The following is a 19,118-nucleotide window of genomic DNA, read 5'->3' on the forward strand; positions in this document are numbered from 1 at the left end:
GCGTCAAACCCTCACGCTGGGGCATGGCACACCGCCTCGATGTTGTTGCCGTCGGGATCGAAGACAAAGGCGGCGTAATAGTCGGGATGATAATGCGGCCGTGGCCCCGGCCCGCCATTGTCCCGCCCGCCGGCGGCGATCGCTGCGGCATAAAACGCGTCGACCTCGGCCCGGCTACGCGCCGTGAACGCATAATGCCGCCCCGGCCCGGCTTCCGCTTCGTGCAGCCAGAACACCGGCCGCTCGCGGCCATAGCCGCCAACCTTGACCCCGCCGGTATATTCGCCCGGCACCATCATCAGAAGCGACGCACCAAGCGGTGCGAAAGCCTTGTCGTAGAAAGCCTGCGCCTTGTCGAAATCGGCGACCGAAATTCCAGTATGGTCGATCATTGCACGAACTCCTCCTTCATGCGGACGGCCGTTCCGGCCGAGATCACAATGTTCTGGCAGACGTTATCCATATCGCGAACAACGTCGTCGTTCCAGAAGCGGAGAATGGTCCAGCCGTCTTGTTCCAGGCGCTGGGTTCGGATGGCGTCGACCTCTGCATTGGCCGGCTCAGCATGCTGCGGGCCGTCCAGCTCAACGATCAGCTTGTGTGCCGGGCAAGCGAAATCGACGATGTAGCCTGCAACAGGATGCTGGCGACGAAATCCGAGCCCCATCAACCGGTGTGCGCGCAGCTCATTCCACAGCTTCAACTCGGCATCGGTCATCTTCCGACGCATCGACTTGGCATTCTTGCGGTTGGCAGGCGCGACCGGCGTGTGTGGCATCAGCAATGCCCTCCCGGCGAGGTTGAGCCCCTACGTTGCCCCCCTCTGTCCTGCCGGACATCTCCCCCACAAGGGGGGAGATTGGCAGCGGCCCTCGAACCGCCCCTTCTGCAACGTTGGCGATTGGCGAAGGCCGGCGTGACAGCTGATCTCCCCCCTTGTGGGGGAGATGTCCGGCAGGACAGAGGGGGGCGCTGTCCCGCAGCCCTCTCCGTCAAAACGACAGCCCAAAGCGCGACCTGCCCGGCAGGGCAGAGGGGGGCGTGCAGCCCCGCCTTATCCATGCCGCGCAGCACCATCATCACCGCTTCACTTCCCAAGTCGTCACGCGCTCGCCTGAAACCGGGTCCTTGCCGTCCTTCAGCTGCACGCCCTGGGCCAGCAGCTCGTCGCGGATACGGTCGGCTTCGGCCCAGTTCCTGGCGTTGATGAGCTCCAGCCGGCGCGCGATGGTTGCTGCGACTGCCACCTCGTCGACCTCTGCCGCCTCGAGCCCGAAGCCGAGGAACAGGAGTGCTGCCTTGAGTTCGGCCGCGGCCTTGGCGTTGCCACCCGCCTCGCCGGCCAACTGCGACAGGCCCTGGAAGACGCTCGACGTGGCGAGGTCGTCGCCGAGAGCCGCGATCAGTACCGCGGGTACCGCTGCCTCGGTATCACCGGCGCCGTCGGCCGCGCGCTTCCATTTGCGCAGCGTGTTTTCGGCCTCCTCCAACTTGCGCAGCGAGAAGTCGATCGGCTCGCGATAATGCGTCATCAGCATCGCCAGGCGCAGCACCTCGCCCGGCCATTTGCGGCCGCCGAAATTGTCCGTCGCGAGCAGTTCGTGGATCGAATAGAAGTTGCCCAGGCTCTTGGACATCTTCTGGCCCTCGACCTGCAGGAAGCCGTTGTGCAGCCAATAGTTGGCCATCACCTCGGTGCCGTGGGCGCAGCGCGACTGGGCGATCTCGTTCTCGTGGTGCGGGAAGATCAGGTCGAGCCCGCCGCCATGGACGTCGAAGACCTCGCCGAGATAGGCGGCCGACATCGCCGAGCACTCGATGTGCCAGCCCGGTCGGCCGCGGCCCCACGGGCTGTCCCAGCCCGGCTCTTCCGCAGAGGATGCCTTCCACAAAACAAAATCGCCGGGGTTCTTCTTGTGCGCCTCGACCTCGACGCGCGCGCCGGCCTGCTGCTCGTCGAGATTGCGCTTCGAGAGCTGGCCATAGTCTTCCATCGAGCCGGTGTCGAACAGCACTTCGCCTTGCGCTTCATAGGCATGGCCGCGTTCGATCAGGCGTTGAATCAAGGAAACCATATCGGTTTTGCCGTCCGGCCGCGCGAGCACGAACTCGGTGGCGCGCGGCTCGACGGTCGGCTGCAAGCAGCCCAGTGCCTTGACGTCGGCATGGAACTGGTTGGCCGTCTTCTCCGTCACCCGCCTGATCGCCTCGTTCAGCGGCAGGTCGGGGAAATCGCGCAAGGCGCGTGCGTTGATCTTGTCGTCGACGTCGGTGATGTTGCGCACATAGGTGACGGCCTCTTCGCCATAGACATGGCGCAGCAGCCGGAACAGCACGTCGAAGACGATCACCGGACGCGCATTGCCGATATGGGCGAAGTCGTAGACCGTCGGGCCGCAGACATACATCCGCACGTTTTGCGGATCGATCGGCACGAAGTCCTCCTTCGTGCGCGTCAGCGTGTTGGTAAGGCGCAAGCCCTTGAATGCCTCGGACTTCAACGTGAGATCAGACATAACTCTCCCCTGGCCTGCTGGCCCGGGCGTTCAACCTGTCTCGTGTGAAGATGAGGCGAAAACGTCCTGACCAGCGCGAACGCTAGCCAATAATGCAAATGCCGGAAATGGCGAAAGACGTTTTCATCACGGGCTTTATCGCCTCACCGAGCTGTTGCCGTCAAGACGCATCGACATGAAACTTTACCGCCCGGACCGGAACGGAAGCAGTACTGAAACACTTTGTTAAACATCCCGGCACCGTAATGAAACATCGCCCGGATAAAAGGCGCCGCACTGCCACGAATTCGACCGAATCCGTAAGCAAATGCAGCCGCTCTCAACAGAGCTGACTTTAGGGAAGAGACCGATGAAACGAAAACAATCCGACCAGGACCGAGCGCGTAGCCAGTACGCGGAACTGACCAAGCACTACCGGGCCATCGGCCCCGCCGCAATTCTTGCCGCGCTGATCTGCGCGCCGAAGAAAGAAAAGACAGCCCCCAAGCTAAACAAGGCTGCCTAACAGGCTGAGGCCGATCGCAGCCATTATCAGGCCGATCAGCACATCGAGCACGCGCCATGCGGCAGGCCGGGCAAACACCGGCTCAAGTAGCCGGGCGCCATAGCCGAGCCCGAAAAACCAGACGAACGAAGCCGAAGCTGCGCCGATGCCATAGGCAAGGCGCGCCTGTCCTTCATGGGCTGCCGAAAGGCTGCCCAGCAGCACCACAGTGTCGAGATAGACATGCGGGTTGAGGAAGGTGAAGGCGAGACAGGCGGCGACCGCCGGCCAGAGCCTGGCCTCGCCGCTCTTTGCCGCTTGCAGCACTTCCGGCTTCATCGCGCGCCGGAAGGCAATGAAGGCGTAGGCGAACAGGAACAGCGCGCCGCCCACCGTCACCACTGATATCAGGCGCGGCGACTGCGAAATCAGCGTACCGAGGCCGGCGACGCCAAGGCCGATCAGCAGCGCATCCGAGGCCGCACAGATCAGGCTCAATATGAAGACATGCTGGCGCAGCAGGCCCTGGCGCAGGATGAACGCATTCTGCGCGCCGATCGCGATGATCAGTGAGGCACCAAGCAGGAATCCGGAGATGGCGGCGGAGAAAATGGGCGTGGTCACGCCGCTCTTCTAATGCACCGCTCCGAAAATCGAAATCGATTTTCGGAAGGCAGGATGCAGGGATTCATGATGCCAGAGCGCCCTGTAGCGCGCTGTTCCGCTGCAATCAGAACAGCGTCATCTGGCCGTCGTCAGGCTTGCTCTTTTCAGCCTTCGGCTTCGCTGCCCGCTCAGGTGCCGCCTCAGGCAGCGGCTCGACCCGCGCCTGGATTTCCGGCCCGACATTGGCGACCTTGTTGACCAGTTCCGACACCGGGATCTGCTCGAAGAAATCGGGCTGCGCCGGACGCATCAGATCAGCGACGTCGCGCGGCTCCTGGGTGCGGCAGTCGAGCCAGCGGGTGAAATCCTCGGGCTGGATCACCACCGGCATGCGGTCGTGGATGTGCAGGATGTCTGCGCTCGCATTGGTGGTTAGGATCGCCGCCGTGTCGATCTCCGAACCGCCCGGTTCGCTCCACGTTTCCATCAGCCCGGCCAGCGCCACCAGCCCGCCCTTGCGCGGCTTCAGCCAATAGGGCTGGCGCCGGTTGCCCGGCAGCTTTTTCCATTCGTAGAAGCCGGAGACGGGGATCAGCGCCCGGCGGTGGCGCATCGCCGTCTTGAACGAGGCTTTTTCGATCGCCGATTCGGAACGCGCGTTGAACAGAAGCGGCATATCGGCCGGGTTCTTGGTCCAGGCGGGAATCAATCCCCAGCGCGCCAAAAGCGCCATGCGGTCGGGCAGGTTCGAGCCCGGCGGACGCTGCGGCCCGGCCATCACCACCAGGATCGGCTGGGTTGGCGCCACATTGTAGCGCGGCGGAAAGCTCTCGAGATCGCCAACGCCCAAAAAGGCGGACGTCTCGACGGGCGATGCCAGTACCGCTATGCGTCCGCACATCAGTTCAAGTTCCGGTTCATCGCCTGAAAGTGGCGATGGATCGCACCTGCCGCAACCGCTAAAGCGGATATGGTCGACTGTTCCACAATGGAACGCGTTTCCGGGCAAAAATTGATGATCGAAGCAACCATCGTCCCCGCCGTCTCGGTCGCCGTCCTGCGCGACCGCTCGGTCATGCTCGTCCGCCGCGGCCGCGCTCCGTCGAAGGGCCTCTATGCTTTCCCCGGCGGACGGGTTGAACCAGGCGAAACGCTGGAGGACGCCGCCCGCCGCGAACTGATGGAAGAGACCGGCGTCGCCGTCGGCGCGCTGTTGCCATTGCGCGAACTCCTCATCGACAGCCGCGCCGAAGGTGCTTCGGTCTACCTGCTCACCGTCTTTGGCGCCCGCCATGTCCATGGCGAACCGATCGCAGCCGACGATGCCGACGAAGCCGCCTATTTCGAGCTCGCCGAGATCGAACGCCTGCCGCTGACCGATTCGACGCTGGAGATCGTGCTCGAACTGCTCGGCGGACAGGTCGCGTTGCCAGCATAGCCTTGGGATAGCCGCGCCTGCGGCCTTGCGGGCGACAAATTGTTTCGCCACAAAAGCTTATGATGCGCGCGTCGACTTACATCATGGCTATCACGCTTGCCGCGAGCACGGTGCTTGCTGCTCCCGCGCGCGCGGTCGAAGCGCCGTTCGAACCCGGGCTGATGCGTCTCGCCGAGGTTCTGGGCTCGCTGCATTTTCTGCGCAATCTGTGCGGCGAAAAGGGCACCCAGTGGCGTGGCGAGATGGAAAAGCTGCTCCAGGCCGAGAACCCCTCGCCCGAGCGCCGCGCCCGGTTCATCGCTTCCTTCAACCGCGGCTACCGCTCCTTCGACGGCACCTACACCGCCTGCACGCCTTCGGCGACCGAAGCGATCAGCCGCTACATGAAGGAAGGCGAAGCGCTCAGCCGCGACATCGCTTCGCGCTTCGGTAATTAACAGGCTATTTACTTTCCCGGCATTGCCTGCCGTACACGGACGGGCGATTGTGTTAGGTGTCTTAACGGGACATTAAAGGGATAGCTCAAGTTGATCCGAATCATCGGGTCATTGGGCAGGGTGAAAGACCGCAATGGAACAAAGCGTAAGCGACATCGACGCCCTGGTTCGGGAAGAAAAGCGCCTGACCGCCGTCGAGAGCCACAATGAGGCGTGGGCCGAAGGCCTGTCCGCCGGCATCGAGCCCGAAATCATCGCCGAAGCAGCCCTTGCCACCGCTTTTGCCGAGATCGTCGCCGCCAATGGCGAACGCGCGGCCATGGCCATGCTCGACCGCATGCGCGCCAAGGTGGAAGCCGGCGAGTTCGAGCCTCTGCGCCTGCGGCATTGAGCCCACTTCGGTTCTTTGACTAGCCGATACGGTTTCGGCATCATGCCGGCACATTGATGGCGTAGCCACACGCATCTGGAATCAGTTTTCGGTGCACGGGTTATGCGGATTGAAAGTGTTGGAGCGCCCGCCCGAGAGGGGGCATGGCGCGTGAGAGTACCGGAGCCTGGAAATTGATGCGGCCAAAGACTGAAACTGCGCCCCGCGGCGCATTGCGACTTGCCGCTATCGGCCTGGCCGCATCGCTCGTCCTGCCGCTTCATACGTCGACTGCGTTTGCGCTCTCGGAAATCAAGCGCGAAGAAATCCCGGCCCCGGTCACACCACCGAAGCCCGCTACCGATCAAAGCGCGACGCCGGAAAAGTCGGTGCCGATGCCCGACCCGATCCAGTCGCCGTCCAGCAATCCGCCCGCAAATACGAATACGGAAGAACCGGCGGAGGAACAGCCGGCCGAGCCTCAGGACGCCACGCCAACCGAACCGGGCGACGCCACCGGCCCTGCCGCGCCTAACCTCGATCCCGACGGCCCGCTTCCCGAGATCGTCTATGATCTCAGCCGCCTGCCTGAGCCGGTGGCGCGCATGCGCACCTTGCTCGTCGAGGCTGCCAAGACCGGCGACATCGAAAAGCTCCGGCCGCTGGTCGGCCAGGGCGAGGCGATGCCGCAATTGTCGTTCGGCGACATCGAAGGCGATCCGATCGCCTTCATCAAGGGGCTGTCCGGCGATGGCGAAGGCCAGGAAATCCTCGCCATCATGGAAGAGGTGCTGAACGCCGGCTACGTCCATCTCGGCGAAGGCACTGACGAAGACCTCTATGTCTGGCCCTATTTCTTCGGCATCCCGCTCGACAAGCTCGATCCGCGCCAGAAGGTCGAGCTGTTCAAGATCGTCACCGCCGGCGACTATGAAGACATGAAGCAATATGGCGCCTACGTCTTCTATCGCCTGGGCATCACCCCCGAAGGCCGCTGGGCCTTCTTCGTCGCGGGGGATTGAGGGTTTTTACCCTCCCCCTTGTGGGAAGGGGCGACGCGTAGCGTCGGGGTGTGGGTCGACGCGACGCCATACCCCCCACCCGGACCTTTGGTCCGACCTCCCCACAAGGGGAGGTAGAAAGCTACCGCACCACCGCTTCCGAAAACTCCACCGCCCTGCCCTGCGACGGCGTGGCGATCTCGGCTTCCCACATGACGCGGATGCCGCGGACGATGGTGCCGACCGGCCAGCCGGTGACCTGCTTGCCGTCATAAGGCGTCCAGCCCGCCTTGGAGCCGGCCTGGGCGTTGGTGATCGTCTCCTCGCGCTTCATGTCGACGACGGTGAAGTCGGCGTCGTAGCCGGCGGCGATGCGGCCCTTGCGCGCCATGCCGAAGATACGGTTGGGACCGTGGCTCGAAAGATCGACGAAGCGCTCCAGCGAAAGCCGACCTGAGTTGACGTGGTCGAGCATGATCGGCACCAGCGTCTGCACGCCGGTCATGCCCGATGGCGAGGCCGGATAGGGTTTTGCCTTCTCGGCCAGCGTGTGCGGCGCATGGTCGGAGCCGAGCACGTCGACGACGCCGTGGCTGATGCCGTGCCAGATGCCGTCGCGGTGGCGGGGGCCACGCACCGGCGGGTTCATCTGCAACAGCGTGCCGAGACGGGCGTAATCGTCCGAGCTCATGGTCAGATGATGCGGCGTCGCCTCGCAGGTGGCGACATCCTTGTGCTGTTCGAGGAAGGTGATTTCTTCCGCCGTCGAGATATGCAGCACGTGGATGCGGGCGCGCACCTCTCGGGCAATGCGCACCAGGCGCTCGGTGCACTGAAGGGCGGCGATCTCGTCGCGCCAGATCGGGTGCGAGGACGTGTCGTTTTCGACGCGCAGGTTCTGGCGCTCGCGCAGGCGGAACTCGTCCTCCGAGTGGAAGGCGGCGCGGCGGCGGGTGTTGCGCAGGATCGAAGCGACACCCTCGTCGTCCTCGACCAGAAGGTCGCCGGTCGACGAGCCCATGAACACCTTGATGCCGGCGGCACCCGGCAGGCGCTCCAGTTCGGCGACGTCCCGGGCGTTCTCGCGCGTGCCGCCGACCCAGAAGGCGAAGTCGCAATGCATGCGCGCGGTCGCCCGGCTGACCTTGTCGGCAAGGGTCGCCTCGCTCGTTGTCAGCGGGTTGGTGTTGGGCATCTCGAAGACAGCTGTGACGCCGCCCAGCACGGCCGCGCGCGAGCCACTCTCCAGGTCTTCCTTGTGCTCCAGCCCCGGCTCGCGGAAATGCACCTGGCTGTCGACCACGCCGGGCAGGATGTGCAGGCCGCGGCAATCGATGGTCTCGCCGGCCGAGGCGCTGCCGAGATCGCCGATGGCGGCGATCCTGCCATTGGTGACGCCGACGTCGCGGACGCCGCTGCCGTCATGATTGACGACCGTGCCGCCCTTGAGGATGAGATCGAAGGTGGTAGCCATGTCGCGCGTGCCCTTGTCTGGGAATTGCCTGCGGCTTACGTAATGGCTCTCCGAAATGCAAGATCAGGTCCATGCCGACAGCCACCCTCGCAGACCGCGCCATCATCGATGTTTCCGGCCCAGATGCCGAGCATTTTCTGCAGAATATCCTGACGCTCGACCTGGATGCACTTGGCCGGAGCGAGGCCAAACCCGGCGCGCTGCTTGCCCCGCAAGGCAAGATCATGTTCGATTTCCTGGTCTCGCGCAGCGGCGACAATGCGCTCAGGCTGGAATGCCGGGCCGACATAGCCGACGATTTCGTCCGCCGCCTGATGCTCTATCGGCTGCGCGGCAAGGCCGATATTTCGAAGCAGGATCAACCAGATATCGCTGTTACGTGGCAAGATGATTCAGCTGCTTCGCAATCTGATTCAACTGTCCGCGACAGCCGCTTCCAGCAGCCTGTGTTCCGCCACTACGGTACGCCCCCCGCAGTCAGCGCCTCCGAGACCGACTGGCACAGCTTCCGCATCGACAACGGCGTCGCCGAAAGCGGGCCCGATTATGCCTTGGCCGATGCCTTTCCTCACGACGTCCTGCTCGACCAGATGGGCGGCATAGGTTTCAAGAAAGGCTGTTTCATCGGCCAGGAGGTCGTGTCGCGCATGCAACATCGTGGCACCGCCCGCCGTCGCGTGCTGCTGGTCTCCGCCGCATCCGGCCTGCCGGCGCCGGGCACCGAACTCAGGGCCGACGGCAAGGTCATCGGCACGCTCGGCTCCGTCGACGGCAGCAATGGCCTCGCCATCGCCCGCATCGACAGGGTCAAGGCAGCACTCGATGCCGGCAGCGCCATCACCGCTGACAACGTCACAGTGGCGCTTGCCATTCCCGCCTGGGCCAGCTTCACCTATCCCGAAGCCGCCAGCGCGGAAGACGCCTGATGGCCGACCGTCCCGGCGCCCCGCCCCGTGCCTGGCAGCGCATGCTGTCGGGGCGACGCCTCGACCTGCTCGATCCCTCGCCGCTCGACGTCGAAATCTCCGACATCGCGCACGGCCTCGCCCGCGTCGCGCGCTGGAACGGCCAGACCTCGGGCGACCACGCCTTTTCGGTGGCGCAGCACTCGCTTCTGGTCGAGCAGATCTTTCGCAGGATCGTGCCTGATGCGGCGCCGGAGGCGCTGCTGGCAGCGCTGCTGCATGACGGGCCGGAATATGTCATCGGTGACATGATCTCGCCGTTCAAGTCGGTTGTCGGCGGCGGCTACAAATCCTGCGAGGAGCGGCTGCAGCACGCCATCCACCTGCGCGTCGGCCTGCCGGCCGAGATCGGTCAGGGCCTGAAGAAAGACATCAAGCGCGCCGACCAGATATCGGCCTATTTCGAGGCGACTTTGCTTGCCGGCTTCTCAATTACCGAGGCGACCGAATTCTTCGGCCGCCCGCGTGGCATCACCGCCGATGGGCTCGACCTAACGCCGCAACCGGCAAAGCGCGTGCAGGATGGCTTCCTCAAGCGCTTTGCGGCAATCGAGAAGCTGCGCGCCGGCCGGGCGTGATCGAGAAAACCGCACGCCGGTTTTCGGGGCGGATCATGCGCTGCTAGCAATCTTCATGCCGGCGGGATGAACTCCTGGCTGATCTCCTTGAACACCGGCATCGCCTCCAGCCGTGCCGCGTCGGCGGCAAGTGCAGGGAATTCGGCCATGTCGAGAAGGCCCTGATGCGCGTCGTTGATGAAGCGCAGCACGGCAACAACGGCAATGTCGGCATGGCCAATGCGGTCGCCGAACCAGTAGGTGCCGCCGCGCTGGGCGCGCTCGGCCTCGAGCACCGCCAGCACCGAGGCGATCTGCGTCCGGCAGCGCTCGACCCAGACTTCCGAGACATGGGTGTGCAGCCGCTTCTCGTAGAACAGGCTGACCGCCTTTTCGCCGACGCCGGTGGCCAGTGTCGTGATCTTCAGCGCCTGGTGCCGGGCCGGCTCGGACTTCGGGAACATCACCTCGCCTGAAGGCGCCAGGCTGTCGAGATAGTCAAGCATCATGTGGCTGTCGATCAGCACCTCGCCATTGTCGAGCACCAGCGTCGGCACCCGGGTCAGCGGGTTGTAGGCGCGGATCTTGTCGGCGTCGCCGAACGCCGACCACGGCTCGTGCCTGAACGGCAGGCCATAGAGCCGAAGCGCGATGCCGACGCGGCGGACGAAGGGGCTGTCATACTGGCCGATGAGGATCATGTCGTAACGTCCCGGAGCGAAACCTCCGGGGATACTACACGAGGCAGTGTCCCGATCCAGAAGCCTGGCCGCTCCGGTTCTTCGTCCAGCCCTATCGCGCGTGATGTTTGGCCGGCTGCCCCTGAGTTCGAGCACCGCAACCAGCACCATCACGACAGTTGTCGCCGCCCCGATCGCCAGCGGCGACATGTGGCTGGCAAATGGCACCATGGCCGCGAGCACAGCAATGCCGATGACGTGCGACAGCGGCGCGCGGCCGACGACATAGAACTTGAACAGCAGATTGCCGGCGAGATAGAGCGCCGAGCCGCCGATGGCGGTCCAGATCAGCGCCGGCTCGGCATGGCCGAGCGGATGGGCGAGCACCAGCTCGTCCGAAACCGCCACCACGATGATGCCGGCGACCAATATGACCGGGATGTAGGTGTAGGCGACACGGGCGATCCGCCCGGTGTCGGCGGCCTCCGATATCTTGTGGTGGGCGAGCTCCTGCCCGACGTTGAAATAAACCAGCCACATCGCCACCGAGGCGAAGAAGGTGGTCAGGAACGCCGCCAAATTGACCCAGGTCCATTCGAGTTCGGCGAAGGTTGCGCCAGACACCAGGATCGATTCGCCAAGTGCGATGATGATGAACAGCGCCGAGCGCTCGGCCATGTGGCCGCCCTCGACGTCCCAGCCAGTGGTCGACGAAGCGCCGTGCCAGGGTGTCCAGAAGCCGAGCGCCGGCGACACCAGTTCGATCAGCAGTGCCACCGCCCACAAGGCGAAGCGGTTCTCGGGTGCCGCCAGTCCGCCAGCGATCCAGAACACCCCTGAGAGCGCCAGCCACAGGCCGATGCGGACGAAGTTGAGATAGTTGTCGCGGTTGTGATTCTTGAGCGCCCACAGCATGAACAGCGTGCGCCCGACCTGCATGCCGACATAAGCGAGCGCGAACTGCAGGCCGCGCCCCTCGAACGCCTCGGGGATCGAGGTCGACAGCATCAGGCCGGCCAGCATGAGGGCAAACAGCATGCCGCGCACCGGCGCCTTGCCGGGATCGAGCCAGTTGGTCACCCAGGCGGTGTAGTTCCACACCCACCAGACGGCGACCAGCATCAGCAGGCCTTCGAAGGCGCCATCGACGGACAGGTCCTTGAGCAGGAAATGCGACAGCTGCGTCACCGCGAAGACAAAGACGAGGTCGAAGAACAGCTCGACGAACTCGACCCTGGCGCTCTCGCCCTGCCGCCGCTTGCGCTGGTAGTCGTTGCTTGCCCCGCTCAATGCCATGCCTGTTTCCTTTGACGTTCATTCATCGATGCCCTCGCGGGGCATCCCATTCAGTCAGGCCAACGCAAGGGCTGACTGGCCGTCACTGCCGAAACCTGGGGCTCAATCCGGCGGCGGTGGCAACGACTTGTCGGCCCTGCACTTGTTCAGCGGCAGGATGTCGCCGGCAAAGACCCTCTTGATGCGCTGGTTTTTGGCGTCGGTCTCGACGGTCATGCAGGCACAGCCATAGCCATAGCCGGCCCCCGGCACATTGGTTTCGACGAACTGCCTGGGGTTGAAGTCAGGCGCCTTGTCGGCGCCGGCCGCGTCCGGCCCGTCAGCCTCGCCCTGCGAGGTGATCGTCCAGGTCGCGTCCTTGTCGATGAGCCAGAGATTGCCCGGCGTCGGGTTGGCGTACCAGCCGCAGCGGCGCTCGGCCGCCGAGGCATCACCCAGCGACGCAACGACGAGTGCTCCAACCGCCGACAAGAGAATCCGCCGCATGCCTGCCTCCAATGCATCGGCAGGAAAACAAGCCGCCCAGTCATTTGCAAGCGTCATTTGCAAGCGTCGATTGATACGTCGCGCGACCACACGCAGATCAGAGATGAGGCGCCAGCCCCGCTGCGGTGTCCTTGCTTGATGCCACCGGCACGATCTCGAAACCGACGAGGTCGGCCCATTCGACGACCCAGCGCTGCAGCAGCGTCACGTCGTCGGCTTCGACCAGCATGAAGCAGCGGCTCATGTCGGCGGCGATCCAGCTGTGGTGAACGATGAAGCCTTCGGGCGCCAATCGTCCCTTGTCGCGGAAACGACGATAGATCGCCTTCGGGTCACGTCCGCGAAAATCCTCGATGACAAAGAAAAGCATGCTGTCTGTGCCCCTGCTCTCCGTCGGAGAAGATCAGGGGCGACGGGAATTGGCAAGGTTAGTCGACCAGCGTGCCGCAGCTCAGATTGGCGATGGCACCGGTCATCGCCCCTGCCCGATCGGAGGCGGCAAAGGCAGCGAAATCGCCGATCTCGGCGAGCGTCGGGAAGCGCCCGAGCAACGGCCCGTTGGCGGCACGGGCAGCGAGCATGTCGTCGACGGACATGCCGGCCCGGCTGGCAAACCCTTCGAAGGCGGCTCGGGCATGCGACATCCCAAGGGATTCGGGTATGGCGTCGGGGCGCAGGCAGATCACCCTGATGCCGCTCCGCCCGAGTTCGCCGGCAAGGATGCGCGACAACGCCTCCACCGCGGCACTTGCAACGCCGTTGCCAAGAAAGCCCACACCAGACATGCGCGCGCCGGGCGTCGACAAGGTCAGGATCACGCCCTTGCCGCGCATGTGCCGCGCCACGGCCTTGGCGGTCAGGAAGTTGGTCCTGGCATAGGCGGCAACAGGCGTTTCGAAATCAGCAAGCGAAAGTTCCGCCAGCGGCGTGCCCTGGACGTGGGCGACACCGACGGCGTTCAGCGCGATATCGATGCCGCCGTTCTTCGTCGCCACTGAACCGGCATGGCGTTCGACCGCCTCCTCGTCGAGCGCATCCACAATTGCGATCTCCGCGAAGCCACCGCTGGCACGAATGTCGGCCGCGACAGCCTCCATCCTGGGGCGGGAGCGCCCGGCAAGGAAGACACGGGCGCCGTCACGGGCGAATGCCTTTGCAGCGGCGCCACCAATCGCGCCACCGCCGCCATGGACCACCGCAATGCGGTTGTTGAGCAGCATGTCACTCTCCACCTTTTGCAGCAGTCTGCGGGCTGCCGATACGCTCGGCATATTCGCTCACCAGCCGCGTGTGGGTCCGCCAGAACCCGTCGGGCTCGCGTCCCTCAAGCCTGGCGGCGAGGATGCCGAGATGCGTGTGCCAGCCGGCGGCGACGTTCAGAATCGCGCCATGGTCGGTGAGCCGGCGATGGGTGACCGTCAGCAAGACCTTGTCGTTGCGCGGCTCAATTTCGAAGCGCACCTCGGAACTTTCGCCCGTCTCCGCCGCGCCGCCCCAGCTGTAGGCGAGCAGATACGGCGGCTCGCAGGCGATGATCTCGCCAGGCACCCGATGCTCGGCGAGGGCAGCCAGATGCGCCGGCGGCGGATCGTCGTTGCGGGTCAGTTCGGAATTGCGGAAGACGTTCTCGACCTGTCCGCCTGCTTTCAGCTCCATCGGCCCGCCGGCGAGCCAGGTGCTGCGCTTGTCGGAGTCGGTGAGGTAGCTCCAGATGCGTTCGGCCGGGCCGGGCAGCAGCCGCTCGATGCGCACAGTTCCCGGTTCGGTGACGACGCCGTAAGAAGTGTGGATATTCATGACTTGCTCCGTTTCTTCTTCGCTTCAGTGCCGGTTTCCGGCTTCTTCGCCGCGGCTTGATCCTCGGCCACCAGGATGGCCTCGAGTGCATCGAGCTGCTGGCTCCAGAACTTCTCGTAGTGGCGCATCCACTCGACACCGGCATGCATCGGCATCGCGTCGAGGCTGCAGACATGGGTGCGCCCCTGCACGCTGCGGCGCACAAGCCCGGCTTTCTCCAGAACCTTGATGTGCTTGGAGGCCGCGGCCAGCGACATGTCGAACGGGGCTGCCAGGTCGCCAACATTGCGCGGCCCCTTGGCCAGACCGGTGAGCATCGCCCTTCGGGTTGGATCGGACAGCGCGTGAAAGACCGCGTCGAGATGCACTGAATCTTCAACCATAAGGTTGAACGTATAGCCGCAAATTCGAATAGTCAACCATTCGGTATAACGATTTTCGAGGCTACTTTCCGTTGCGCTCCAGCCGGTCGAGGAACCATTGGGTCAGCCGTACCCAGACCTCGTCTTTCTCGCCTGAATCCTCGACGCCATGGTCGAGGTTGGGGTTGTCGTTGACCTCGATGACGAAGACGCCATCCTTGGTCTCCTTCAGGTCGACGCCGTAGAGCCCGTCGCCGATGCAGCGCGCGGCACGCACGGCGGTTTCGATGACATGGGCCGGCGCATGCTTCAGCGTGAACGTCTTGATGCCGCCCTCATCGGGCTTGCCGGCGCGGTCGTGATTGACGATCTGCCAGTGCTTCTTGGCCATCAGGTAATGGATGGCAAACAGTGGCTGGCCGCCGAGCACGCCGACGCGCCAGTCATATTGCGTCGGCATGAACTTCTGGGCGATCAGGAGATCCGAATCCTCGAGCCAGGCGGTCGCCAGCGCCTTCAGCTCGTCGAAGTTCGACGCCTTCTTGACGCCACGCGAAAACGAGCTGTCGGGGATCTTCAGCACCAGCGGAAAGCCGAGCGTGTCGGCCGCCACCTGCAGGTCCGACACTCCGGCGATCATGACAGTCGGCGGCACCGGCACGTTGTTGAAGGTCATCAATTCGTTGAGATAGACCTTGTTGGTGCAGCGGATCATCGACAGCGGATCGTCGATGACCGGCATGCCCTCCTGCTGGGCGCGGCGCGCGAAGCGGTAGGTGTGGTTGGAGATCGACGTCGTCTCGCGGATCAGCAGCGCGTCGTAATTGGCGAGCTTGGCCAAATCCTTTTTGGTGATCGGCTCGACCTCGACGCCCATCTTCTCGGCGATGCGAGCCCAGTAGCGCAGCGACGATATCTCCGACGGCGGCAGTTGCTCGTTGGGATCGATCAGCGTGGCGAAGGTGAAGCGCGAGGGCGTGCGTGCCTTGGTATCGCGCCATTCCCGGCTGGTGTAGGTCTCGAGCGCTGCAACAAAACGCTTCTTGTCGGCGTCGTCCAGCCGTCCAAGCGCGGCAAATCCGATCTTGTGGATCGAGGCCCATTCGCCGTCCTTGATCGCCACTTCCAGAGCCGGCGCACGGAACCAGTCGAACAACAGCCGGGTAAAACGGTCCCAGGCCTTGGACGGGCCGACGCCGAAGAAGATTGTCACCTTCGCCGGGAAACTGCCGCCCAAGTCCTTGCGGCACTTGTTGAGCGCCAGTTCCAGTTCCGGCAGTGCGTTTTCGTAGAGCTTGCGTTCCGACAGGTCGATCATCGTCTCGACGGTCGGGATCACCTTGTGGCCGCGCGAGCCGGCAAGCAGCGAGGCGTAATAGCCCCGGCTCTGGTAGGCATAACGGTTCGACAGGTTGATGATTTTCGGCCGCTGGCCGCGAAACAGCGCCGGATGAGCGAGATAATCGCGGTTGGTGATGATCTTGTGCGGCGTCGCCGCCTGGTCGAGATCGCTTTGGCGGCCGGTAAGAATGACCCAAGTCATCGTTTCCTAAGCTTTCCGAGAGTGATTGCGGCGCGCAGGCCATCGCGGCCGAACTGCGCCATGCGCATGAAGATGTCGTAGGGAACGGGAATGTTGGCAGCATCCGACGCAGTCTCACGCTCCTCGTCCTCGATCCACGGGTCGTGGATCAGGATGTGGCCGCCATCGTCGCCAATCGCCAGCACCCAGTGCGGCACCTTCTTGCCGAACATCAGGAAGCCCGAGATCAGCACCAGCACCAGCTTGCCTTCGGCCAGCTTGGCCCTGATGTCGTCGAGCGTGAACGGCCGGTAGGTCACCGGGATCGCATATTTTTCGGCGCGGGCGCGAAAATCGGCTTGCGCCAGTTCCATCACCCGGCGCTTTTCGGCCGTGCGGACGGATTGGAGGAAAAGTGCGCCCTCGGCGGACACGAAGATCTCCGCGGCGAGCCCCGCCTCGTGGCCTGCCACCGCCAGCCCGAACGGCTCGCAACCGCCCGGCCCCGACATCATGAAGATCGTCGTCGCCTCGCGCCACAGCCGCACTTCCATCACCGGGTCGGGCACGAAACCGCGGTCAAAATTGGCCATCGCCATCATCAGGCAGCATGGGCCGCAGGTGAAATCGCAGGTCTGGGCGTAGAACGGGACTTTGGTGGCCACCGGCACGTCGCCGCGCAACGTCTTTTCGTAGCGCAACGCGGTCATGCCGTCTTCGTAATAGTCCGGCTCGCAGCCGATCCTGCGGTAGCCGTTCTGCTCGTAAAGGCGGATGGCGCGCGTATTGTCCTGGCGTACCTCTAGCCTCAGCATCATGCGGCCATGCTCGTAGGCGACGTGCTCGGCGGCATCGAGCAGGCTGCGGCCAATGCCCTTGCCGCTGAAATCGGGTGCAATGGCGAAGGAATAAAGCCGCGCCACGCCGCTGCCCTTGCGAAACAGCACCATCGCATAGCCGGCAAGGCGGCCATTGATGTCAGCGACACGCGCCTGCGCGGTTTCATGGTCAATCAGCTGGCGGAAGGAGCGGCGCGAGATCCTGTCGCCTTCAAAGACGGCATTTTCGATGGCGACAAGCGCATCGACGTCTTCTGCGCGGGCCGTACGAATGTCGGCAGCCATACGGATCCGAGAACCTCGTCTGGGCGGAAGAGAGCCCTAAGGATGCATCCCTGCGAAGCACTCATGCGCTCGCTGTGCCAGCGCAGTCACGCCTCGATTCGGGCCTTATTGTGACATGGCTCAGCGGCGGCGAGGATATGAATCTCATAGGAAAGGACGCCGAAAATCGGCGTTTTCTTCAAGCCCGTCCGCGCTCGCATTTCCGGATCTCGGCAGTCGGTTTGCTGCCGAGCCCTGCTTGGCTGGTCGAGCGGGGGAACTTTTGAACTTCCGCTTCCTGATGGCTTGTGACCACCCAATAGCCACAAGCCATCAGGATAACGGCCGAAGCTCCACAACTTGGGAGGCAAGCAGGGCGCAGCAGCGAGCACCCATCTGCCCAAGGTACAGGCCCTGTACAAGCCTACGACCGTGCCAGCCCGGCGCCGGCAAGCAGTTGCTTGTAGGCGTCCTTGGCGACCACGCCCATCTGCTCGGGCGGCAACGTGCCGACGATGGCGCAGCCATAACCTTCGTCCTGCCAGTAGACGGCCTCGGGGCCGCCGCTGGCGAGCGTGTAGGTGCCCTTGGAGCGCTCGGTTCCTTCGGTGGTGACATAGACCGAGATCCGATTGCCTTCGGCGTCGGCATACAGCATCAACGCCGCCGTGCTGCCGTTCGCTGGTACCAGGCGCCCACCGAGAAGCGTAAAGCCGTTCTTGGTCAGGTCCGGCGCCACGAGCGTCAAGCCGGTGCGCTTGGACAGCCAGCCGGTCAGATAGGCCTGGTCACTGCCATCGACCTCGACCGGCCGGTTCTTGTCGGCGGCAAAAGTCTGGTGGGCGGCAATCGCCAGTTCGGCCATGCGGTCGTCGTCACCGGAACCAAAGCCTAAACCGCTGGCCCCGGCAAAATACCCGCCGAGCCCGCCTGAAATCAGCAGTGCCGCAGCGGCCGCCATGCGCCACCACTGCGCTGCCCCCTTGCGCCTGGGTGCATCGCCGTTGACGGCTGCCTCCAGCCGCGACGGCACCGGCTCTTCGAGCACACCGGCAAACAGGTTGCGCAGCGCGGCGTTGTCTGCGGCATAACGCAGGCTCCTGGCCTTCATGTCGGGATTGGCTTCGAGCCAGGCCTGATAGGCGGCGCGTTCGTCCTCCGGCAGTTCGCCGTCGAGGGCCAGATGGATGTCACGGTCGGTAAAAGCGCGGGCGTTCATTTCTCGACGATCCTTATCGTCCTGCGGCGCGCCTGATCGTCAAGCAGTCCGCGCAGTTCCTCGCGGCCACGCGCGATACGCGACATCAACGTGCCGGCCGGCACGCCGAGCATCGTTGCGGCCTCGGCATATGAAAATCCTTCGATGGCAACCATCACCAGTGCGGCACGCCGGTCGGGGCTGATCTGCTGCAATGCGTCAACGATCTCGCGCGAAGCGACACTTTCGGCCTGCACCGCAGGGGTCGCCAAAGCCTCGGAGGCATCGAGCGGCAGGATCGAAGCCTCGCCGCGCCGGCTCACCTTGCGCATCTGGTCGATGAATAGATGGTGCATGATCGTAAACAGCCACCTCCTGGGGCTTTCTCCCGTTCGCCAGTTGTCCATGCGCACCAGTGCGCGCTCGAGACTGTCCTGGACAAGGTCGTCGGCGGCATCGCGGTCGCGCAGAAGCGCCCGCGCGTAGCGGCGCAGCCGGGGAATTTCCTGAAGTATCGCTGCCTTCTTTTCGTCCATGACCGCGGATCGCAAGTCGCCCTCTTTGCACGCCGATTGAACGCGCCTTATCAGCGCGGCGCAAGCGTGTGACTGGAGCGCCGCGCGTCCACTTGGACGCGCAAAGGACGCTCCGGAACTCTAAAACTGCGCATCGTCTTTTCCGAAAATCAATTCCGATTTCCGGGCCGATGCGCGGCGGCGGCTTGCCACCCCAGTCACCCAAGCGCACAATTAACGATTGCCAGGCGCATTCTATTCCCGACACATCAGAAATCTTGAAGCATTTCCCTAGTTCAATTGATTTTGAA

The 19,118-nt window shown here is 64.0% G+C and carries 23 protein-coding genes; 7 read left to right on the top strand and 16 right to left on the bottom strand.

Translation table 11 applies throughout. The annotated features are described in order from the left end of the window. Positions 1-11: 11 nt before the first annotated feature. From ACHMW7_RS21460 to cysS, 3 genes are all read right to left on the bottom strand, one after another. Positions 12-392, bottom strand: a complete 381-nt coding sequence (locus ACHMW7_RS21460) for a VOC family protein (RefSeq protein WP_395447492.1) — start codon at positions 390-392, stop codon at positions 12-14. Beyond that, entirely contained in the window at positions 389-778 is a 390-nt protein-coding gene (locus ACHMW7_RS21465; protein ID WP_395447493.1) for an endonuclease domain-containing protein, read from the bottom strand. Before ACHMW7_RS21465 ends, ACHMW7_RS21460 begins: the two co-directional genes overlap by 4 nt. Positions 779-1,079: 301 nt before the next feature. Next, positions 1,080-2,516 (bottom strand): cysteine--tRNA ligase, encoded by a 1,437-nt coding sequence (gene cysS, locus ACHMW7_RS21470; RefSeq protein ID WP_395447494.1) that lies wholly within the window; start codon positions 2,514-2,516, stop codon positions 1,080-1,082. Positions 2,517-2,865: 349 nt separating this feature from the next. On the opposite strand from cysS, the gene ACHMW7_RS21475 reads away from it, so the two are divergent. Continuing rightward, positions 2,866-3,021: a transcriptional regulator gene (locus ACHMW7_RS21475; RefSeq protein ID WP_310324593.1), complete on the top strand. Its 156-nt coding sequence runs from the start codon at positions 2,866-2,868 to the stop codon at positions 3,019-3,021. On the opposite strand, the gene ACHMW7_RS21480 is transcribed toward ACHMW7_RS21475, so the two are convergent. After that, positions 3,004-3,612: a LysE/ArgO family amino acid transporter gene (locus ACHMW7_RS21480; RefSeq protein WP_395451402.1), complete on the bottom strand. Its 609-nt coding sequence runs from the start codon at positions 3,610-3,612 to the stop codon at positions 3,004-3,006. The two genes, ACHMW7_RS21475 and ACHMW7_RS21480, sit on opposite strands and share 18 nt — an antisense overlap. A 118-nt stretch (positions 3,613-3,730) precedes the next feature. Continuing rightward, a complete protein-coding gene (locus ACHMW7_RS21485) occupies positions 3,731-4,507 on the bottom strand; it encodes an SOS response-associated peptidase (protein ID WP_395447495.1) in 777 nt (258 codons plus the stop codon). A 114-nt stretch (positions 4,508-4,621) separates the two neighbouring features. Here ACHMW7_RS21485 and ACHMW7_RS21490 point away from each other — a divergent pair, with 114 nt between their 5' ends. The 4 genes from ACHMW7_RS21490 to ACHMW7_RS21505 all read left to right on the top strand — a co-directional run bounded on the left by ACHMW7_RS21490 (position 4,622) and on the right by ACHMW7_RS21505 (position 6,873). Continuing rightward, positions 4,622-5,044 carry an NUDIX hydrolase gene (locus tag ACHMW7_RS21490; protein WP_395447496.1) on the top strand — a complete coding sequence of 141 codons (423 nt, stop codon included), beginning with the start codon at positions 4,622-4,624 and terminating at the stop codon, positions 5,042-5,044. 59 nt (positions 5,045-5,103) lie between these two features. After that, positions 5,104-5,481 (top strand): TIGR02301 family protein, encoded by a 378-nt coding sequence (locus ACHMW7_RS21495; RefSeq protein WP_395447497.1) that lies wholly within the window; start codon positions 5,104-5,106, stop codon positions 5,479-5,481. Between the two features lie 133 nt (positions 5,482-5,614). Next, a complete protein-coding gene (locus ACHMW7_RS21500) occupies positions 5,615-5,872 on the top strand; it encodes a hypothetical protein (RefSeq protein ID WP_395447498.1) in 258 nt (85 codons plus the stop codon). A 176-nt stretch (positions 5,873-6,048) separates the two neighbouring features. Then, entirely contained in the window at positions 6,049-6,873 is an 825-nt protein-coding gene (locus ACHMW7_RS21505) for a hypothetical protein (protein ID WP_395447499.1), read from the top strand. 121 nt (positions 6,874-6,994) lie between these two features. On the opposite strand, the gene ACHMW7_RS21510 is transcribed toward ACHMW7_RS21505, so the two are convergent. Further along, positions 6,995-8,326: a dihydroorotase gene (locus ACHMW7_RS21510; RefSeq protein ID WP_395447500.1), complete on the bottom strand. Its 1,332-nt coding sequence runs from the start codon at positions 8,324-8,326 to the stop codon at positions 6,995-6,997. Positions 8,327-8,397: 71 nt separating this feature from the next. On the opposite strand from ACHMW7_RS21510, the gene ACHMW7_RS21515 reads away from it, so the two are divergent. Next, positions 8,398-9,252, top strand: coding sequence for a YgfZ/GcvT domain-containing protein (locus tag ACHMW7_RS21515; RefSeq protein ID WP_395447501.1), 855 nt, complete (start codon positions 8,398-8,400; stop codon positions 9,250-9,252). Next, complete coding sequence (locus ACHMW7_RS21520; RefSeq protein WP_395451403.1) at positions 9,249-9,869, top strand: hydrolase; 621 nt, start codon at positions 9,249-9,251, stop codon at positions 9,867-9,869. Before ACHMW7_RS21515 ends, ACHMW7_RS21520 begins: the two co-directional genes overlap by 4 nt. 53 nt (positions 9,870-9,922) lie before the next feature. Here the strand turns inward: ACHMW7_RS21520 and ACHMW7_RS21525 are convergent, their stop codons facing one another. From ACHMW7_RS21525 to ACHMW7_RS21570, 10 genes are all read right to left on the bottom strand, one after another. Continuing rightward, positions 9,923-11,824: a low temperature requirement protein A gene (locus ACHMW7_RS21525; protein ID WP_395447502.1), complete on the bottom strand. Its 1,902-nt coding sequence runs from the start codon at positions 11,822-11,824 to the stop codon at positions 9,923-9,925. Positions 11,825-11,926: 102 nt separating this feature from the next. Further along, positions 11,927-12,310, bottom strand: coding sequence for a DUF4087 domain-containing protein (locus ACHMW7_RS21530; protein ID WP_395447503.1), 384 nt, complete (start codon positions 12,308-12,310; stop codon positions 11,927-11,929). A gap of 97 nt (positions 12,311-12,407) precedes the next feature. Then, entirely contained in the window at positions 12,408-12,680 is a 273-nt protein-coding gene (locus ACHMW7_RS21535; RefSeq protein WP_395447504.1) for a DUF3303 domain-containing protein, read from the bottom strand. 58 nt (positions 12,681-12,738) lie between these two features. Further along, entirely contained in the window at positions 12,739-13,530 is a 792-nt protein-coding gene (locus ACHMW7_RS21540) for an SDR family NAD(P)-dependent oxidoreductase (RefSeq protein ID WP_395447505.1), read from the bottom strand. Position 13,531: 1 nt separating this feature from the next. Beyond that, positions 13,532-14,107 (bottom strand): SRPBCC family protein, encoded by a 576-nt coding sequence (locus tag ACHMW7_RS21545; protein ID WP_395447506.1) that lies wholly within the window; start codon positions 14,105-14,107, stop codon positions 13,532-13,534. Then, a complete protein-coding gene (locus ACHMW7_RS21550) occupies positions 14,104-14,490 on the bottom strand; it encodes an ArsR/SmtB family transcription factor (protein ID WP_395447507.1) in 387 nt (128 codons plus the stop codon). The genes ACHMW7_RS21545 and ACHMW7_RS21550 overlap by 4 nt, the downstream gene beginning before the upstream one ends. 61 nt (positions 14,491-14,551) lie before the next feature. Further along, positions 14,552-16,012 carry a RimK family protein gene (locus tag ACHMW7_RS21555; protein ID WP_395447508.1) on the bottom strand — a complete coding sequence of 487 codons (1,461 nt, stop codon included), beginning with the start codon at positions 16,010-16,012 and terminating at the stop codon, positions 14,552-14,554. Next, complete coding sequence (locus ACHMW7_RS21560) at positions 16,009-17,115, bottom strand: peptidase C39 family protein (protein WP_395447509.1); 1,107 nt, start codon at positions 17,113-17,115, stop codon at positions 16,009-16,011. The genes ACHMW7_RS21555 and ACHMW7_RS21560 overlap by 4 nt, the downstream gene beginning before the upstream one ends. 403 nt (positions 17,116-17,518) lie before the next feature. After that, positions 17,519-18,313 carry an anti-sigma factor family protein gene (locus ACHMW7_RS21565; RefSeq protein ID WP_395447510.1) on the bottom strand — a complete coding sequence of 265 codons (795 nt, stop codon included), beginning with the start codon at positions 18,311-18,313 and terminating at the stop codon, positions 17,519-17,521. Beyond that, entirely contained in the window at positions 18,310-18,828 is a 519-nt protein-coding gene (locus tag ACHMW7_RS21570; protein ID WP_395447511.1) for a sigma-70 family RNA polymerase sigma factor, read from the bottom strand. Before ACHMW7_RS21570 ends, ACHMW7_RS21565 begins: the two co-directional genes overlap by 4 nt. Between the last annotated feature and the right edge of the window lie 290 nt (positions 18,829-19,118).

Origin of the sequence: Aminobacter sp. UC22_36, assembly GCF_044056035.1 — a bacterium.
Classification (GTDB): Bacteria; Pseudomonadota; Alphaproteobacteria; order Rhizobiales; family Rhizobiaceae; genus Aminobacter.

What these genes read in the sequence shown, in the direction of transcription:
- ACHMW7_RS21460 (WP_395447492.1), bottom strand. Translation starts at nt 392, where the DNA reads ATGATCGACCATACTGGAATTTCGGTCGCCGATTTCGACAAGGCGCAG.
- ACHMW7_RS21465 (WP_395447493.1), bottom strand. Translation starts at nt 778, where the DNA reads ATGCCACACACGCCGGTCGCGCCTGCCAACCGCAAGAATGCCAAGTCG.
- cysS (WP_395447494.1), bottom strand. Translation starts at nt 2,516, where the DNA reads ATGTCTGATCTCACGTTGAAGTCCGAGGCATTCAAGGGCTTGCGCCTT.
- ACHMW7_RS21475 (WP_310324593.1), top strand. Translation starts at nt 2,866, where the DNA reads ATGAAACGAAAACAATCCGACCAGGACCGAGCGCGTAGCCAGTACGCG.
- ACHMW7_RS21485 (WP_395447495.1), bottom strand. Translation starts at nt 4,507, where the DNA reads ATGTGCGGACGCATAGCGGTACTGGCATCGCCCGTCGAGACGTCCGCC.
- ACHMW7_RS21490 (WP_395447496.1), top strand. Translation starts at nt 4,622, where the DNA reads ATGATCGAAGCAACCATCGTCCCCGCCGTCTCGGTCGCCGTCCTGCGC.
- ACHMW7_RS21495 (WP_395447497.1), top strand. Translation starts at nt 5,104, where the DNA reads ATGATGCGCGCGTCGACTTACATCATGGCTATCACGCTTGCCGCGAGC.
- ACHMW7_RS21500 (WP_395447498.1), top strand. Translation starts at nt 5,615, where the DNA reads ATGGAACAAAGCGTAAGCGACATCGACGCCCTGGTTCGGGAAGAAAAG.
- ACHMW7_RS21505 (WP_395447499.1), top strand. Translation starts at nt 6,049, where the DNA reads ATGCGGCCAAAGACTGAAACTGCGCCCCGCGGCGCATTGCGACTTGCC.
- ACHMW7_RS21510 (WP_395447500.1), bottom strand. Translation starts at nt 8,326, where the DNA reads ATGGCTACCACCTTCGATCTCATCCTCAAGGGCGGCACGGTCGTCAAT.
- ACHMW7_RS21515 (WP_395447501.1), top strand. Translation starts at nt 8,398, where the DNA reads ATGCCGACAGCCACCCTCGCAGACCGCGCCATCATCGATGTTTCCGGC.
- ACHMW7_RS21525 (WP_395447502.1), bottom strand. Translation starts at nt 11,824, where the DNA reads ATGGCATTGAGCGGGGCAAGCAACGACTACCAGCGCAAGCGGCGGCAG.
- ACHMW7_RS21530 (WP_395447503.1), bottom strand. Translation starts at nt 12,310, where the DNA reads ATGCGGCGGATTCTCTTGTCGGCGGTTGGAGCACTCGTCGTTGCGTCG.
- ACHMW7_RS21535 (WP_395447504.1), bottom strand. Translation starts at nt 12,680, where the DNA reads ATGCTTTTCTTTGTCATCGAGGATTTTCGCGGACGTGACCCGAAGGCG.
- ACHMW7_RS21540 (WP_395447505.1), bottom strand. Translation starts at nt 13,530, where the DNA reads ATGCTGCTCAACAACCGCATTGCGGTGGTCCATGGCGGCGGTGGCGCG.
- ACHMW7_RS21545 (WP_395447506.1), bottom strand. Translation starts at nt 14,107, where the DNA reads ATGAATATCCACACTTCTTACGGCGTCGTCACCGAACCGGGAACTGTG.
- ACHMW7_RS21550 (WP_395447507.1), bottom strand. Translation starts at nt 14,490, where the DNA reads ATGGTTGAAGATTCAGTGCATCTCGACGCGGTCTTTCACGCGCTGTCC.
- ACHMW7_RS21555 (WP_395447508.1), bottom strand. Translation starts at nt 16,012, where the DNA reads ATGACTTGGGTCATTCTTACCGGCCGCCAAAGCGATCTCGACCAGGCG.
- ACHMW7_RS21560 (WP_395447509.1), bottom strand. Translation starts at nt 17,115, where the DNA reads ATGGCTGCCGACATTCGTACGGCCCGCGCAGAAGACGTCGATGCGCTT.
- ACHMW7_RS21565 (WP_395447510.1), bottom strand. Translation starts at nt 18,313, where the DNA reads ATGAACGCCCGCGCTTTTACCGACCGTGACATCCATCTGGCCCTCGAC.
- ACHMW7_RS21570 (WP_395447511.1), bottom strand. Translation starts at nt 18,828, where the DNA reads ATGGACGAAAAGAAGGCAGCGATACTTCAGGAAATTCCCCGGCTGCGC.